Here is a 16,941-nt window from a genome sequence, read left to right on the forward strand (position 1 = left end):
TTCAAAAAATTTCGGCAGGAATTTCAAGCGGCTGTCAAAACAGCTTGCTGCTCATCCGATTCCGGGCAAAATACCCCGCGACGGGAACTTAACGGATCCGGTCAACGAACAAACAACGGCGGGAAGGGTGGCTGAGTGGTTAAAGGCACCTGACTCGAAATTGTAAAACGCAGTTTTTGCTACTTTTAGCCATCGTTTGCAATCGCTGATTTCTCCAATGAATACAAGGGTTTTATTCACTTTTGACGCTTGCTGCGGTTAGCTGCTTTTGGCTCCAAAAACGTCACATAGTATAGAAAAGCAGTATAGAACTTTTCCCATTTTGTGAACACGCGAGATGTAAATCCAGCCGCTCAATCCGAAGATTGGGAAGGCAACAACATTGCAGTGACGTGCCCTGAGTGCGGCAAAGTATTCATCGTCAGTGAACAAATCCACGGCGGCGAAAGAAACTGTCCAGCTTGCGGCAAATCAAAGGGGATGGTCAGCGGCGGCAGAAAGAGTGGCGGCAAAGCCTCCATCGTTTGGCCGTTGTGAATGCCTCTCGGCTCACCTTCAGATTCCGATTCCGCGATTGTGTTTTTGTTCGTGGCTGTTGGTGATCTCCTGTCGTTGGGAAACATCTCGCGTGGCGAATTTGGCCATGAAGCTCTCTGCGACGCGGGCCATGTCATGGTCGGGATATTTCTCGGCAAGGAACTCTTTGACCTGTGCGCTCATGTCCTTCGTCCAAGTCTGTAATACCTGGCGCTGATCGTACGCAAACGCTGTTAGGACTTCTGCTGCATCGTGTCCCCGGCTCCAGATTGCATTTCTGCCGCTAGCCGGGAAATGTTCCACGACGGCGTATTCCATACCGGCGGGGATCGGACGATGGCAAGCACTGGTGTTGTCGAAAAGGTCAACGCTCCTATGCCAGTGCGTGCCGTCGTCGGTCAGGATCGGACTTCCCTGCGGTGGTCGTTGCGAAGCGGTGCGGACGGCCAAAGCCGTAGCTGGCAAATTGCGTTCGAGGTGTTTCACCACGTCACGACTAGCCGCGAACTGGTTCATGTCATTTTTGAAGTGTCGCATGGCTGCAACATGGGCTTGGTCTTCCAACGGAGTTGGGCGGTGATGGGCGAAAGGATTGTCGTTCATGTGAATATCATTCGGGTTTCAAGAGTTTGAGCAGTTCGGAGCGCGGGACGAGTAACTTGCCGCGCAGGGCCCGGCAGACTTTGAGTTTGCCGCGTTGAATGAGGCGATAGACGCTGAAATAGTTGACGCCCAGGAGATCGGCGGCTTCTTGAACTGAATATGCGAGGCGTTCCTGTGTCGCGGTTGATGGCGGTTCGGGGGTGGGGACGGTTTCCATAATCACTCCCTTTCGGATTCGGATTGAGCGATGGTCGGCACTCGTTGAACCGTTTCAACGCTTCGCCATTGGCGTAACAAGCAGAGCAGGCACACCCCGACAACGGCTGACAGATGAATGCCAGACGAACGCGCGAAAGAAACATAATGCAGCCCGGCACGGCGGCCAGAGTGCCTAAAGAGCAGGCCCGCGACGACCGACAGCACCACGCCGCCAGAAAGGTTCGGACGCCCTTTCGCCGAAGCCAACAACGCCATCCTAAAAGCAAAAAGAACCGCCCAACGAACGGACAACGATTGGCACGCGGCAACCGGCGGACGAAATGCCCGCTCACAAACAACGCGAGCAAGTGGTGAACTCCACTCAAACACTGGAATAGAAACGAAACAGTTCAAGCATCGCACGTATTGCAGATGTGGAAACCACTGGCCTGACCTTGGAAGCTCTTGGGATAAGCAATGGACAGATCGTGGCTGAATCGTGGTCGCGGATGGAACGTGAATTGAAACTGTGCCTGACTGTGGAAAGACTGCGGATAATCCGTGACCGTGGAGTGATCGTGGAAAGTTCGCGAATGCGGATAGTCCGTGGAAATAACTCGGCGACTTGCGACCGTTACGCGGATGGCGCGTGACTGTTGCGCGGAAATTGCGCGGACGATGTGGCTTGGATTTCGTTTCTTTTACGAACGCGATGCGGATGCGATTATTTCCTGCTGTCTGTGGCGAGCCGGGCCGGGCATATCGCACCGGCACGGCGAAGCCACGGACAGCGAACCATTCGGGTTTTATCCTTCGAGCGGAGCAGTCCCGCGCGGACAGGACGCAGGCGGAGTGAGCCACGCGGCCTGACGGCGCGGGTCTGCGAGCGAGTTTCAGCCGATGAGCATTCATAGGTGTGGCGCGGATGTGCTCAAGGTTGCGTTAATTTGAATCCCGGTTGACCGGCAGCCGATGCGCTCTTGCTTTGGGCAACCTGGCTTGCGGGTACGGACGGCTGGGCGGTGACACTGCCGGATACCTTCCGGCGGCTAGGGCGTGATTTTCCATTGCTGGCCCAGCGACTCAAACACTCGCGGAATCGCGCGGGACTGACCGGGACTCCGCTGGCCTTCAATTCGTTCACCAGTTGGCTGCTGCTCCAGCCTTTGCGATGCAGGGTGAGCAATTGTTCGCGTAACGGCTCCAACACATCGGCGGCGGTCTTGCGCTTGCGGGTCGGCTTACGCTCGGCCAACTGCTTGAGCTTCTTTTCTACGGTCGGGTAATCCAGTCTTTCGGCCACCTGGCCGTAATCAATGCGTGCACTCATGCGATTCTCTTTTTCATTTTGTCTGTGTCCCTCCGGCTTCCGTCCGGTGGTCAGACGATTTCCGTCTGGTTTCCATCCGATTCGCTGTCGAGCGATTGATGAGCCGACAACGAGCGCGCCAGCGCATTCGGATGCAACGTCACGTTGCCCGGCCTCAAGGCGGGGTAAGTGTCATGGCAGAAAACTCACATATCGGGAGTTCTCAGCGGGTCATCAAGCCGTTGCTACCGGCAACAAGCTTTCGCCATGTGTTGGGTCATCACGCCGTCACGGTTGTAACGCACGTTCGCCATGTAAGCCTCAAATGTGAGGAACGCTTAGGATGCGTATAACGGACAATGTTGTCCGCCCCATGATGGGTTTGGAGAGAATCGCAGGACTTGCGTCCTTGTCTCGGGACTATCACTAGCACAAGCGATGGAGTTGTGCTAGTGCTTGAAGGCAGAATTTTTTTGAACGCATGTTTTCGGGGATTCCACAGAAGAATCGGGCGGCGGCAGAGACGTATTTCGACGAGCACCTTTCCCACAACGATTATTACACCCAGCAGGAGACGGAACACGGGCATTGGATTGGGGCGGGTGCGGAGAAATTGGGATTGAAGCCGGGCGGGATTGTTACCCGTGATGCGTTCTTGCAACTCTGCGACAATCGAAACCCGGAGACTGGCGAGCAACTGACACCGCAGAATTTCAAAGACCGCCGGATATTCTTCGACTTCGTTTGCTCACCACCGAAGTCCGTTTCGATTCTGGCCGTCACGATGAACGACCGGCGGATTGTTGACGCGCACAAGGAAGCTTCAACAGTGGCGATTCGGGAACTGGAGCAATTCGCGGCCACGAGGATTCGCAAGGATGGGATTCAGGAGCGGGACCGGACTACGAGCAACGTGGTCGGTGCGGCGTTTCTGCATACCACTTCCCGCGCACTCGACCCGCAGTTGCACACGCATTTTGTTCTGTTCAATTCGACCTGGGACAACGCGGAGAAGCGTTGGAAGGCATTGCAGACCGGCGGAATGTTCGGGGCCATCAACTACGCCACGGAAGTCTATCGCAATGAACTTGCCAAGCGTCTGCATCAAATTGGTTACGTAACACGCAAGGCCGTGAACGGTTTTGCAATCGAGGGCGTTGACCAGAAGTTGATTGAACGGTTCTCGAAACGGTCGCAGCAACGGGACATGGCCGTCAAACGTCAGGAAGCCAAGCTCAAGCGCAAGCTGACGAAACAGGAGATTGCCCACATCGTCCACCAGTCCCGGCCCAAGAAACTGAAAGGCGCATCCGAGACCGAGGTTCGCGCGGCTCAACTTGGTGAACTTGGCTTCTTTGACAAGCGCAGTCTCCGCAGCGTGGTTGAGGGTGCGGACGGAAAACCCAAGGAGTTTCCCAACCGGGTCTGGTCGTGGCAAGCCGTCGAGCACGGTGTGGAGCACGTCTTTGAACGCAACTCCGTCGTGCCGCAGCACAAGATTTTGGAAGCGGCTTTGATCAAAGGTCGCGGCTTCGTGGAACTCAAAGACCTCAAAGCAGAATTGAAAGGCAAGCCGAACCTAGTCCGGGTGGGCGCAGAGTTTTCCACGCGGGAGATTTTGGAAAAGGAACTCTCCCTGATTCATGCGGTCAATGCCGGCATTGACGCTGCCGCGCCGTTTGCCCGTCGTTACCAAGCTCCTGAACATCTTGGGGCGGATCAACGCAAGGCTCTGATGCACGTACTCACCAGTGCCGACAAGTTCACCGGCTTTCGCGGGCTGGCCGGTTCCGGCAAGAGTACGGCCTTGGTGGAACTGTCGCGCGTGCTCCACAACGAAGGCTTTCACCCGGTCTTCTGCGCGCCGACGGCTTCCGCTGTGGATGTGCTTCGGAAAAAGGACAAGCTGGAAGCGGTCACGTTGGCAAAGTTGCTTTCCGATCCACAGGCGCAACACCGGTTGTCTCCATCTTCGGTCGTGGTCTTGGATGAAGCCGGGGCGGTCGGGCTGAATGACATGGCTGCGTTGTTCAATCTCGTCCGCGACTCCGGCAGCCGGGTGGTGTTCTCTGGTGACACCGGCCAGCACGCTTCCGTTGCCCGTGGCGATGCGCTTCGCATTCTCGAACAGTATTCGGATTACCGCTTCAGCGAACTGACCACCATTCGCCGTCAGAAGCCCGAAGTGTTTCGGAAGATTGTCGAGCTCGCCGCCGCCAAACAATCCGACAAGGCGTTTGCCAAGCTGCTCGAACTTGGTGCGGTGACGGAAACCGCGACTGACGATGGACAGCTTTATCAACGCGCTGCTGATGCTTACGTGTCGGCCACGAAAGAGGGCAAGACCGCGCTGTTGGTTTCGCCGACATGGACTGAAATCGAAGCTGTCACCGAGAAAGTACGCGATGCATTGAAAGCTCAGGGCGTGGTCGGTCTGCAAGACGAACCCGTCACGGTGTTCGATTCGTTCTCGTGGACGGAAGCACAAAAGAAAGACCTGAACCAGTACGAGGCGGGCCAGCGATTGCGTTTCGTTCGCCGTCTCAAAAAGTTTGACCGGGGTGAAACTGTGGAAGTCCAAGCCGTGCTTGACCAGCCGGGGGCTGGACACAATACGCTTCGCGTGCGCCGCGCCAATGGTCAGGAAGTGGATTTCATTCCGGCGAACTCCCCCGCCTCGTTTGATGTAGGCGAAGCACGGGAGTTGAAAGTTGCCACTGGCGACTGGCTGCTACTCCAAGCCAATCATGGCTGGGACTTCATCAATGGCCAGCGCGTTCAAGTCCGGGGAATTCAAGACGGACGCATCACGCTCACGGATGGTCGGATTCTTCCCGTCGAATACAAGACCTTCACCCACGGCTACGCCGTCACGTCGCACTCGTCGCAAGGCAAGACCGTGGATGACGTGCTGCTGGTCGCTTCGTCGAAATCCTTTCCTGCCGTCAACCGCGAACAATTTTACGTTTCCATCTCGCGTGGACGCGAACGTGTTCACGTCTTTACCGATGATGCCGAACTGCTCGCTAGCCGCGTCACGGACACACACGAGCGCAAAGCCGCCATTGAATTACAACCGCTCCGCGACGAACTGGCGAAGCTTGGCTTCATTCGGAAAGAAGTGCCGGAAGGAAAAGCCGTGCTGCCAATGGTGGCCGTGCGCCAGCACCGTCCCACGCGAGGAACGCGCCCGATGCGACACACCCGCCTGTCGCCCGTGCAACGAATGACCAACTTTCTTGAAGATGTCCGCCGCTGGTTCGGCGATGTGTTCCGCCCCACCCCGCAAACTGAAACCGTCGCCGCGAAAATCGAGCAAGCCGAAACTGTCAAACCAACGGAGTCGGTGAAGCCGGAAGAAAGAATTATCGAGATCACGAAACCGCTCACGGTTCGCGAAGCTCTGGAACAGCGAGCCGCCACCCGCCGCAAACGCGCTCAAGACCCCGCGCCAGAAACACCAAAGCATTCGCGCGGCATCGGGATTTAACTTTAACGCAAGCTCGACTCATTTATGTCCTCACTCAAAGACGACGGTTATCAAATTACCGAGAAGCACTGCTTCTGCATCGAGTTCCGCATTGGCAAACAACGCCGGGGCTTTCACTGCAATCACCTGATCGAATACACGTTGGAAGAAAACCCGGACGCCGAAGATTCTCCAGACACGCCGCCGGAGAAATTGATCCTGGCCTTCTCGACTGCCGACGTGACCATTTCAGGCTGGCGGCTCGGTCGCCTCGCCGATGCCCTGCGCGACAATGAACTGGCGGCTGTCAGTGCGGCACCCAAACGCTATGGCGAACTCGACCCCACCAAGCCCTATGTTGCATCTATCACTATCACGCCGATTGAGAAAACATGACTGTGACCAAACGCACGAAAACCTGCGCTTCAACTCTTCGTTCCTTGTTCGTTTCTTGTTAACGATGCGCTTCGCATCGCAGCAATCTTCGGCGGCAACAATCTATAATAATCGTGGCGCCCAAGACGAATAGCGCGGCAGCCGTCGGCTCTGGCACTTGGTTAATCTGACCTAAAAGCGTGCTCGAACCAAAAGCGATTTCCATGTACCAATGCCCCGCCAACAAATTCTCCGTTTGAGGTGGGGTCAAGTTCCACGTCTCGAAGTAATAATAAAATGTCCCTCCACTGCCCGGAAAAACTGGCGATGGCGGATATGTGCCAGCAAGGAGGCTGGAGAACTGAAACATTGGCGTCGTTGAGCCATCTTCAGCCATCTCGACGATGCGCCCGTAATCAGGAGCAAAATTCCACGGAGTGGTTTGAGCTGTAAATGAACTGCCCAAAAGCTCCGCGCTTCCAAATGAGCCGCCGGGGAATGCGGGATAGTTAATCGTGAATGAGATAGTGCCTTGGGCAAACAGCGGTAGTTGCATGGCACAGGAAACCAACAACAAAGCGAGTAATTTGTTCATGCTTCAAGGAAATTTTAGCGCGCCTTTTTTCCACTCATCCAAGGTAATCGTGGCATTTAGCTTACAAACCCCAGACCCTTTTGCGATTGATTGCAGAATTGGTTCGCCTTCGTCCGGCGCAAATTCTAAGGCGTGAGCCGCCGCCCACGCGCGAACAGCTTCATTTGGATGGTCAAGTAAGACGAGAAGAGATCGCTGTGCTTCAATCCCTCGCCCTCTCAATTCACGGTACGCGGCAGCTACAACATCATGCTGTCTATTGGCGGTGCGATAATCACCTTTTTCTGTGGCGCAGTAATGGGCCACTGCCGCTTCAACATACAATTTCAGCAACATTCCAACATCTGCATTCTTCGTCTCGACTTTCATTCTTTCATAGTTGCCTTAATCTCGTTCATCACTTTGATTCCAAACTCCCGTTGTTGTTGGTATGTCTGCGGGTTAAGCCATTCTCGAACCGTCTTGCCGCCGCTGAATGCTTGTTTCGTTGAATAATAGTCAGCAATTTTTTGATTCAATTGTCTAGAAGCGTTTACAACATTTTCAGTATTATGAATAGCCTCCGCTCCAAATTTCTCAATGTTAGCGGCTCTTTGCTCGACAACATGATGCCAGACTCGGCCTTCACCCGCTGGCCCTAAAGCGCGCTTGAGCGCATCGAATGATTTGAATGCTTGAAAGCCTTGCGCGGTCGCCTTCTCCACTTTTGCCGTTGCGCCGGCAATTTTCATTCCCGCGCTGACTTCTTTCCCTGCTTGGATTATCCCAGCCTCAACCTTCAAAGCCACTGGTGCGGCAGAGAGAACAGCGCCCGCGCCGGATTTTACTCGTTCCACGCCGGTCAGTTCGTGGTAATCAACCGCATCTTTCCCTTTGATTGCCCCATAAGCGCCGTTGAATGTGCCCACCACCGGATTCATTTCCATTCCTGCCCGTAAACCACCCGCCATCATGTGAGCAGAATTGACATTCTTGTCGTAAAGCCGTGCTGACTCGCCGCCCGCTGACTGGCGCATGGCAGCGTGCGCTGCCCCCATCGTCAAAGGAATGTCATCCAAGTCATCAGGCTCAAAGCCCGTTGGGTCTGTATAGCGCAGTGGATTATTCAGCACATACGCATACCGGTTGTAGCTTTGCGGATTGGCAGGATCGGGAATGATCGTATCCGCTTGGATGAACCTGCCAAGCTCCGGGTCGTAATAACGAGCGTTGTAGTAATAGAGGCCCGTTTCCTCGTCCTGCACCTGCCCGGTGAATTTATTCGAGACTTTGAACGCCGCCGTCGGATTGTTCGTCTGCGTGCGGCCAAACGGGTACCACACACTCAACTCTTTCAAATTCCCGGCGTAGTCGCTCAGGACACTGGATGAACCCAGATGGTCTTGGTGATAAAAGTAACCGACATAGTTCGTGCTCGTCCCGCTGCCGCCGTTCAAGATGGAGTCGCGTTCATAAGTGCAGATGCGTTGCCCGCCCGCAAACACATGGAACAATGTCTTGCCGTCTTTTTCCTCGTAAAGGTTGCCAATCCAAATTTGTAGTTTGGGACTGTTCGTACCGGTCACGTAAGAGCGCCGCCACAAACGCGCTCCGCTATCCGCGTAACCGTATTCCACCGCCGTACGCCCTACTTCCGAAAAACGCACCAAGCGATTTTCCGCGTTGTATTCCAGTGCTTGCGAGTTCGTCGTGCCACCGTTGCGGACAATCATGTTCCCGCATTTGTCGTAGAGATAGTTTTTCCCGAAGGCAGATTTCACCGCCTGTTTGCGGGCGTTGCCATACCCGTAGGAGGAAGCAGTGCCGCTCTCGATGCTGTTCGTGATGTTACCCACCGGGTCATACGCATAGCCACTGCCCGGCAGCCCGGTGTAAGTCTTGATGCGGTGCAGATTGTCGTAAGTGACCGTCGTGGGCGCGAGGCCCGAACCGTTGAGATAGGTGACATCTTCCCCCGCGCTGTAACGATAGTCGCGCGCGAACACGCCCGGCACGCTGAGACTGTAGAGCCGTTGGGATGTGGGGTAATTGCTGCGCGTGGTGGTGGTGCTATTACCGAAGCTGAATTGCAGTACCCGCCCGAACGCATCGAAATTCGCAGCGTTGGCCGCGTAATAATCGTAGCTGCTGCGTCCCACGCGCTTGAGCGAGCCGCCCGCATGATACTCATTGGTGATTGTCGGCCCGGAGTTCGGATAAATGATGGAGGCCACCCGGTCGCCATCATTGAACGTGAAACGCGTAACGTAATCTTGATTATTAAGGTTCAGATGGCGCGTGGTGCGGATACGCCGTCCCCGGGTGTCGTAGCCACTTTTCTCCGAGCCTTCGCTGTCGGTCACTTGAAACAACTGGCCTTTATAGACCGTGTGGTTGATGTCGCCGGAATCGTACGAATACGTGGCGGCGGCGACCAACTGTGTGGCGGCGTTGTAAACCTGTTTCAGGCTGAGGCGGCTCAAGGTGGCGGCGAAGGTGAACGCGATTTTCTGTCCCTTGCCGTCAATCTGTTCCCGCACCCGTCCGGCGGCATCGCGATGATAAATCCAATAGCCCAGGTGTGGATCGGCCATCGCCACCACGTTCCCCAAATCATCGTGACCGTAGGAAATGACTTCGCCGACGTGGTTGGTGATGTGCGTCAGGTTTCCGGCCAGATCATATTTGAACGAAGTCAGGTAAGTGTTCGCCCCGTCCACTTCCTGAATCTGTTTGTTGCGGCCAAAGGCGTCGAGTTGGTAGCGGCGCACCTTGCCGTCCTCGTCGGTGGTAATCCGCCACCATGGATCAATGCCGTTGGTGTAAGCCATGAGTCGAGGCGCGAGCGGCGAATTCGCGTCCCCGGTGCTGTCGGTCTTGTTGACGAATGCGCCGTTGGTGTTAAACGTGGCCTCCACGCGGGTTTGGGTTTGCGCCACGCGTCCGGCAGCATCGTAGCCGGTGAAGAACCCTGGTTGCGCCGTGGGCTTGACGAAGGCGACGCCGCTTTCAAAGCGGGGCCAGGTTGTCAGGAAGGCTTCACCGCGTTCGTCGTAGGCGGTGGAGACGACGCGGTAGTTGCCCGCCTCCGCTTCCGTGCGGGTTTGAAGCGGTCGGCCCCAGCCATCAAAGTAAGTGCGACTTTCGACGCCGTTCACCGCGTCCACGCCGTCATTGAGTTTCGCGTGGACATAGTTCACGGCGTTGCCCGCCGTGATGACAGCAAAAGGTCCGTAACTGATTTGCTTCACCCACACAGCGGCCCCGCCCACAGGGGTTTTATCCGTTTGTGTCAGCCGGAAGAACGTGTCGTAGGTGTTATGAACCAAAACTCCCATCGGGTCGGTCACATCCGTCACCGCGCCTGAACGCACATCGTTAGCGGTGGTGGTGATGTGGTCGCCCGCCAAGTCCGAACCCGCCGTCACGCGCAACCGCGCCACAGTGGGATAAATATGCAGCGCGTCGAAGGCGGTGATTTTGGTTTGCACGCCGACCGGGCTGATGGTGAGGGTGGGTAGGCCGTAATCATCGTATTCCTCGAACCGATTGGTGGCGTAACTTCCGGCGCAAATCCGATTTAACTCAGTGGCCACCGTGCCACTGTTGGCGTTGTAGGTGAATTTCTGTTCCTGAATCACCGTGCTCCCGGCGGCATCGGACGTGAGCTTGATGGTGTCCGGCAGATTAAGGATGTTCGTGTTGCTTAAAGCCGCGTAACTGGTGTGGTGATACTGCGTGTCCGAGGCGTCCACATCCGTGGGCGCACTCAGGCTGGTGAGGTTCACGTTGGCAACTTCGCCGAAAGCAATTTGGTTGGTGAGATTGCCATTGCTGAGGTTGTAAGCGAAGCGCGTGGCGGTGATGCGCGGTGTGCCGCCGCCGGGATAATCGAAGTTGAAGGTCTGTTGGACGAACGGAAACCACCGCCCGTTGCCCAAGCTGAATTGGTCCACCTGATTGACCACGACGCTGTAAAGGTTCGCGTCATTGCCGTAGGCTTCGATGCGGTACGGCATCCCGCGTTTAGCGAAACTGCCAGAGTCCGCGTACTCGCCGTAAGTATCCACGCCGCCAACAAAATTGGTGACGGCAAGAAAACTTCCTGACGGAGTGGCCTTGCGGATGAGGTTGTTTCCCGTGTCGGCGATGAATACGTTGCCGCTGCCGTCCACGGTCAGACTGGCGAGGGAATTGAAGAAAGCGTTTGTGCCTATGCCATCCACGTTGCCGCTGTTACCGACACGACCGGCCACCGTGGTAACTCCAGAGGCAACCAATTTACGAATCGTCTGATTGCCAGTATCTGCCACGTAGATCGTCTGGAAATCGGCGCTCAAAGCCACCGCTGAGGGCGACCTGAAGCGTGCGTTCAGATAGGAGGTGCTATCGGCACTTCCGGCCACGCCACTGCTCCCGGCCAGGGTGCTGACCACTCCGGCTGCTGTCCTTTGGCGAATGGTGTGATTGTCCGTATCGGCAATAAACAGGTTATTCCCTCCATCCAACGTCAAACCGCTCGGATGGTTGAATCGTGGCGGATTATCCGTCGTCCCCGGAATCCCGACACCGCCGATAGTCGTCATGCCTGCGCCAGACAACTTGCGGATGGTGTGGTTGCCGGTGTCCGCCACGTAGAGTTCCGTGCCAGCCACATTGAAGGCGAGGCTGGTCGGTCGGTAAAATCTCGCTCCGGAAAACGGATTATTGTCCACAGATCCCGCCACCCCGTTGCTACCGGCAAAAGTGGTCACCACATTGCCAGTGAGATTGATGAGGCGGATGGAATGATTGTCCGTATCGGCCACATAAAGATACCCACCGGTGTAAAGGATGCCCGTCGGATGATTGAACCGCGCCGCCGTGCCGGCGGCGTTCGTCACGCCAGCCTGACCGGGACTTCCCGCAATAGTAGTGACCACGCCCGCCGGAGTGATTTTGCGGATGACATGGTTGGCCGTGTCTGACACGTACAGATTCCCAGAGCTGTCCCATGTCACCCCGCCCGGCTGATTGAAGCGCGCGAGATTGGTGCTCGCATCCACGTAGCCGCCAAGGGCCATGCGATCTTGCCCACCGCCTTGATGGTAGTAATAAACTTGTTGCCGGTTGGAAGCGTCGGTTTCCGTGACTTTGGCGAAACCAGCAAACTCGTGGCGGCTGCCATCGTAAAATCCGCCCGAGTAAAGGTACGTCGTCGTGCGATTGGTGTTCACTCCATCGTTTTCTGTCAGGCTCGAAACGGTTTGGATGGGGAACGGCAATAGTTTGCCCGAGTTTGCGTCGGTCGGGTCCTGGCGATTATCCCAAGTCGTCGAAGGTTTGTAAGTCACGGCAAGCGTTCCGCCGATACCATTGCTTACCGCCATCAGTAAATCCGGGAACGGGCCGGAATTGGTTTGTACCCACAAGCCGTAAAACGGCGTTCCAAACGGATTGTTGGCATAGGTGTAGTCCGCCATGACGCGATCCAACAGACCGTCACCGTTCATGTCCAGCATGGCGGTGATGGTATGGCCGTTGACATAGTTCATCCGGCTGTCACCCACGCCTTGCAGCCCAAACCAGTTTTCATTGTTAGCATTGACCGCATTCTGAATGTCAATGCCGCTGATTTCGTTGGAGACGGTATCGAACCCCGTGCCGGTATTACGGTAGAAAAGCCAGGTGGTTTTGTTGTTGTCGAGTTCCTTGGGCATGACTCGATCCGGGAGGCCATCCCCATTGAGGTCGAGCAAACCCACGTCGGGAAATTTTTGCACATAGGTATATTCGTTGTGCGTCACATTGACGGGATTTTGCACGTATTGAGGATAAACTCCGGGCCAGACTTGTGGCTCGAATCCGTAGCCGTTGTTGAACTCCACCACGAAGTTGGTGAGACTGGCGTCCTGCACCGGGTTATCGGGAAAACCGGGGTTGCTCCCCAAGGGCAACATCACCCGATCCAGCAACCCGTCGCCGTTGATGTCCACCATGTGAACCCAACTGCTTTCCACACCCGACCAGATAACGCTCGACGTTTTACCCTGACTGGTCAGCGGCCCGAAGCAGCGGATTGGGCTAAAACCTGCGCCCGTGCCAAACTGAACGTAAAAATAATTCCACGGCGCGCTTAAAGCCATCATCACCCGGTCAGGGATGCCGTCACCGTTAATGTCCAGCAGACTGGTGCGCCCCGCGCTGATTGTGTCGGTGAGAGTATCAATCGCGTAGTAGTAGCTGCTGCTTTGTGTATCTACCGGCCAGCTTTGATCCGCATTGAAGCCGCTGCCCGAATTGATTTGTACTCCAAAATGGTTGTAGGGTGGCGTAGCGTTGAGCATGTAAGTGGAGTCATCGCCAACGCGGTCGGGTTTGCCGTCGCCATTGACATCCATGATGCGAACGCGTGACGAATTCAAACCCGCCCAAGCCTGATTATTCTGAAATCCCTCCGGGAAGTTCGCCGCCGAAGTCGGGCCGAAAGAGGATTCGTTGGTGGCAAATGCGCCTTCGGTTCCGCTCGCTGCCAAACCCAGGTTGCGTTGCACAAAGTAGCGATCTGGAGTGGTGCTGGAATCCCACCGCACCCGATCCGGCAACCCATCGCCATCCATATCAATCAAATCGGTGAAGGCGTTGCCGTAAATGTCCCGTTCCGTGATGCTGGGAGTCGCCACCGAAATATCTTTCCATTTCACCTTGGGCGCGAATGTTAGTGGCTTGTTCTGGTAAGCGAAAGATTGAGCGGGAAGCTCAGAAGTGTCGTCTGCGCCGAAGGTTCGTATCCGCGCCAGCAACGAACGCTTGGTTGCCGGGGAGTAATCATATTCCAAGGCATACCGCCGGACATTTTGCCCGTTGGCCTGACAAACGATGTTGGTCAACCGCATGTCTTGTACGACGCGAAAACCAGACCGATACGAAATCCGAGTGTCGGTGCGTGGTTGCAGGCCAAATTGAATCGTGTGTGTCGGCGTTTGGTTGGCTGCGTAGCCATTCCAGTTCGTGTGCCCGTTGTAGGCAACGATGTCGGGATAAAGCATCCGCGCCGTCCCGACATCGGAAGTTGAGTGAGTTTGATATGTGATGGTCGTGCGCTCGCCTGTGGCGGTGATAATTTCTTCCAAGGCCCAGCGAAACGTGCCGGTGTAGTTCGCCGTCCAACCGGAATTTGGATTCAGCACCCGATTGGTGTAACCAAACCGATACACCGTCCCGCTCTTGTCGAACACATCCCAGCGGTTGTTGGCCGTATCAAACTGGCAACGCAGAAAGTCCTTGTCCACTTCGGCGCGATATTCACTCGCGCTGTTGGTCAGCAGTTTCATCTGCTTCCCAAATAAATTCAGGATGAAGCCTTTAGCAGGGTCATACTGTTTGAGCGGCAAGGGCGGCGACGACGCATCATAGAGCATCGGGAAGCCATCCTTGGTGTTGCGTTCAATGTAGCCGATGTCCAGCACCCATCCGAGGCCGCACCAACCGTTGTCCCCGCTGGAGGAATAAACCAACGCCAATGCCGGCTCGCTGCCGCCGCGTCCCGGTGCCCCGGCAATCGGAACGGAATACCCAAAGCTGCCGGTAAACAGGTCAGTCTTGTGCTCAGCGCGTTGGCTGATGAGTGCGCCTGCCTCGACTTGCACCTGTGAGCTCGGCGCTCCGTTATTGCCCGGCGCGGTTTGCGCCGCCGCGAAGGGTTGTCCCGCCAACAAAATGGCCGCAAGGCCACCCCAAAAACATAGAGATTTCATAGCAAAGTGATTCTGAGAGATTGAACCGACGGTTACGGCAACGGGCACTTGTCGAACGAGGTTACAAACGGCGGGGCGTCCGCACTGGCGCTGAGGCTGTCGGGAATCCCCGCGCCATCGGTGTCCTGGCGCCAGTTAAGATTAAACACAATGGGATTTCCGGCAAAGGCCGCTTCCATGATATTCGCCAAACCATCGCCATCCTTGTCCTCGTAGCCATCCGGGATTCCATTCCCGTCGCTGTCCGCCTGGGTCGGATTGTAGCCGTTGGCCAATTCCCAGGCATCGGACAAACCGTCGCCGTCCGTATCCAGAAAATTCCAGACCAGCGGGTCACTATGAGAGACGAGCCGTTCGTAGGCCGTGCTCATGCCGTCTCCGTCAGGGTCAATCATCCCGTCTCCAAGAATATAGAAAGCCCCCTCTGGAAATTGATTGGTGTACTGGTAGGTGGAACAACTCGGCCCGCGCTCCAAAAACAACCAGTTCGTCCCCGCCAGATTCGTCGTGCTGAAAATATCCACCGGCCCGCCTGTTGCTCCCAGCACATTTGTCCCTTGCACGTCAAATTGCACCGTCCAACCGCTGTTCGTATCAAATACGGCAACGGTGTTAGTGATGTACAAACGCGAATTGGTGAGGCACTCACTGGTGCCACCAACCAAACGCAACATTTGTGGGCCACCGCCACTTTCGTCATCAAGGCCCAAGGCCAGGCGTTCCGCTTTGCGTTTTTCCGCTGCCGCTTTGCGCGCCGCTATTTCTTCATCAGAGATCGGGCCAAGAGCGGCGGTTTTAGACAGTGAGGCGTAGTAGATCCCAATTTCCCAATCCACACTTAGGCCAAAATTGTTTCCCATGATTTGCTGCATCTTTTTACGCCCCGAGAACACAGAGAATTCCTCAATCTGACCTTGTGCTGGAGACTCGCCAGCGAGAGTACTGCCAACTACGAGGCTCGTGATGGATGCGACCTCTTTGGGAATGGTTGCCAATCCCTCTCCGACCGCCGCAAGCTGATCGTCAATGAAAAGTGCGCTGTTTGTCGGCGTGAACCCAAACGTCAGCAGATGCCAGCTTCCCGCCTCCCAATTCACTTTGGAATTCAAACAGGATTCTGCGCCCTTTTCCGTCTGGCAAACCAGATGAATTTCATTTCCTTCCGGCGAAACCACCAACGCCCACCACACCGCCTCGGTTTTACTGTTGGCACTCACCAGTTGCAGCAGCGTGGCCGGTTGCCCCGGCCCACTACCGCTGTTGAAGTCAGGCCGATACCAGAAGCGAATCGCGCCTCGCTCTGGCTCAACGCGGAATGTATTGGAAGCCACCATCGGCACAGCCCAAGGCGTTACCGCCTTGCCTTGCCGATTCAGGCTATAACCAGTCCAACTTTCCAACCACACCGCGCTGTCAATCGTTTGATTGGTGGAAAAAGCAAGGGGTTGGTCGAAGCCTTCCCGGTGGATGAGGCCGAATTCCGGCCAAGGTGGTGAGAGCGGACGCGGTGCGGCGCTAACGGTGGAACGTCCCCAAGGGAGGAGCATTGCTGAGACGACAAGCAGATGAACAAGCTGACCCGGGGACCATTTCTTCCGACGAAGTGGAGTTTTCATTTTACCCGCGTCCTTGATACGCCGCTTTCCAAGATGCGCAAGTCTTTTTTCGGAATGTGTGTGCGTGGACACAACTCGCTCTGTTTCCACCCGCTAGTGTCACGGGATTGTGGCGAAATCCAAACCCCCTCTGAATCTGATTGGCCCGCAGGTCAAGAAGTGGCGGGCTAACAAAGGTTGGTCGCAAGAAGCTTTCGCAGCAAAGTTGCAACTGCGCGGTTGGAGTATCAGCAGGGATTCCCTGGCCAGTTTGGAATTGCGCCGGCGGCGGGTGCCGGATTGCGAAATGCTCTTTCTCTCTCGCGTTTTGGGTATCGCACTCGAAGAATTATTTCCTCGAAACGTGACATTAAGCAAAGTTGGCCCCCAGTTTCAAAGCGGCTCAAAAATATCCCTATATCCAACACGCGCTGACAAATGATCGCTTTGATTGCGGTGCTCTGGACGCAGAATGCGATATGATTTGGCCGACTGGCCCGCCCGGATGGGCTGAATTTTTTAGGGAGGGCGGGTGGGCCGTGCGC

General features: G+C 55.8%; 10 protein-coding genes. 3 read left to right on the forward strand and 7 right to left on the reverse strand.

Annotated elements, in window-relative coordinates:
• Positions 1 to 555: 555 nt before the first annotated feature.
• The 3 genes from M9920_00560 to M9920_00570 form a co-directional block, all read right to left on the reverse strand.
• Positions 556 to 1,140: a hypothetical protein gene (locus M9920_00560; GenBank protein ID MCO5050784.1), complete on the reverse strand. Its 585-nt coding sequence runs from the start codon at positions 1,138 to 1,140 to the stop codon at positions 556 to 558.
• A 7-nt stretch (positions 1,141 to 1,147) separates the two neighbouring features.
• Positions 1,148 to 1,357 (reverse strand): helix-turn-helix domain-containing protein, encoded by a 210-nt coding sequence (locus tag M9920_00565; protein ID MCO5050785.1) that lies wholly within the window; start codon positions 1,355 to 1,357, stop codon positions 1,148 to 1,150.
• A gap of 912 nt (positions 1,358 to 2,269) precedes the next feature.
• Positions 2,270 to 2,668: a hypothetical protein gene (locus M9920_00570; protein MCO5050786.1), complete on the reverse strand. Its 399-nt coding sequence runs from the start codon at positions 2,666 to 2,668 to the stop codon at positions 2,270 to 2,272.
• A 460-nt stretch (positions 2,669 to 3,128) separates the two neighbouring features.
• On the opposite strand from M9920_00570, the gene M9920_00575 reads away from it, so the two are divergent.
• Together M9920_00575 and M9920_00580 are read left to right on the forward strand one after the other, a co-directional pair.
• Positions 3,129 to 6,137 carry a relaxase domain-containing protein gene (locus tag M9920_00575; GenBank protein MCO5050787.1) on the forward strand — a complete coding sequence of 1,003 codons (3,009 nt, stop codon included), beginning with the start codon at positions 3,129 to 3,131 and terminating at the stop codon, positions 6,135 to 6,137.
• Between the two features lie 24 nt (positions 6,138 to 6,161).
• Positions 6,162 to 6,512, forward strand: a complete 351-nt coding sequence (locus M9920_00580) for a hypothetical protein (protein MCO5050788.1) — start codon at positions 6,162 to 6,164, stop codon at positions 6,510 to 6,512.
• 58 nt (positions 6,513 to 6,570) lie between these two features.
• On the opposite strand, the gene M9920_00585 is transcribed toward M9920_00580, so the two are convergent.
• Genes M9920_00585 through M9920_00600 form a run of 4 tightly spaced genes read right to left on the reverse strand, consistent with a single transcriptional unit; the run spans position 6,571 to position 16,348 of the window.
• Positions 6,571 to 7,086 carry a hypothetical protein gene (locus M9920_00585; GenBank protein MCO5050789.1) on the reverse strand — a complete coding sequence of 172 codons (516 nt, stop codon included), beginning with the start codon at positions 7,084 to 7,086 and terminating at the stop codon, positions 6,571 to 6,573.
• Positions 7,087 to 7,089: 3 nt separating this feature from the next.
• Entirely contained in the window at positions 7,090 to 7,455 is a 366-nt protein-coding gene (locus M9920_00590; protein ID MCO5050790.1) for a DUF2019 domain-containing protein, read from the reverse strand.
• On the reverse strand, positions 7,452 to 14,801 hold the full coding sequence (locus tag M9920_00595; protein ID MCO5050791.1) for a pre-toxin TG domain-containing protein: 7,350 nt from the start codon (positions 14,799 to 14,801) through the stop codon (positions 7,452 to 7,454). The genes M9920_00590 and M9920_00595 overlap by 4 nt, the downstream gene beginning before the upstream one ends.
• A gap of 32 nt (positions 14,802 to 14,833) precedes the next feature.
• Positions 14,834 to 16,348, reverse strand: coding sequence for a hypothetical protein (locus tag M9920_00600; GenBank protein MCO5050792.1), 1,515 nt, complete (start codon positions 16,346 to 16,348; stop codon positions 14,834 to 14,836).
• A 178-nt stretch (positions 16,349 to 16,526) separates the two neighbouring features.
• On the opposite strand from M9920_00600, the gene M9920_00605 reads away from it, so the two are divergent.
• Positions 16,527 to 16,838 carry a helix-turn-helix transcriptional regulator gene (locus M9920_00605; GenBank protein ID MCO5050793.1) on the forward strand — a complete coding sequence of 104 codons (312 nt, stop codon included), beginning with the start codon at positions 16,527 to 16,529 and terminating at the stop codon, positions 16,836 to 16,838.
• Positions 16,839 to 16,941: the final 103 nt, after the last annotated feature.

It is taken from the genome of Verrucomicrobiia bacterium (assembly GCA_023953615.1).
In the GTDB taxonomy this organism is placed as follows: Bacteria; Verrucomicrobiota; Verrucomicrobiia; order Limisphaerales; family JADLHS01; genus JADLHS01.

What these genes read in the sequence shown, in the direction of transcription:
- M9920_00560 (MCO5050784.1), bottom strand. Translation starts at nt 1,140, where the DNA reads ATGAACGACAATCCTTTCGCCCATCACCGCCCAACTCCGTTGGAAGAC.
- M9920_00565 (MCO5050785.1), bottom strand. Translation starts at nt 1,357, where the DNA reads ATGGAAACCGTCCCCACCCCCGAACCGCCATCAACCGCGACACAGGAA.
- M9920_00570 (MCO5050786.1), bottom strand. Translation starts at nt 2,668, where the DNA reads ATGAGTGCACGCATTGATTACGGCCAGGTGGCCGAAAGACTGGATTAC.
- M9920_00575 (MCO5050787.1), top strand. Translation starts at nt 3,129, where the DNA reads ATGTTTTCGGGGATTCCACAGAAGAATCGGGCGGCGGCAGAGACGTAT.
- M9920_00580 (MCO5050788.1), top strand. Translation starts at nt 6,162, where the DNA reads ATGTCCTCACTCAAAGACGACGGTTATCAAATTACCGAGAAGCACTGC.
- M9920_00585 (MCO5050789.1), bottom strand. Translation starts at nt 7,086, where the DNA reads ATGAACAAATTACTCGCTTTGTTGTTGGTTTCCTGTGCCATGCAACTA.
- M9920_00590 (MCO5050790.1), bottom strand. Translation starts at nt 7,455, where the DNA reads ATGAAAGTCGAGACGAAGAATGCAGATGTTGGAATGTTGCTGAAATTG.
- M9920_00595 (MCO5050791.1), bottom strand. Translation starts at nt 14,801, where the DNA reads ATGAAATCTCTATGTTTTTGGGGTGGCCTTGCGGCCATTTTGTTGGCG.
- M9920_00600 (MCO5050792.1), bottom strand. Translation starts at nt 16,348, where the DNA reads ATGCTCCTCCCTTGGGGACGTTCCACCGTTAGCGCCGCACCGCGTCCG.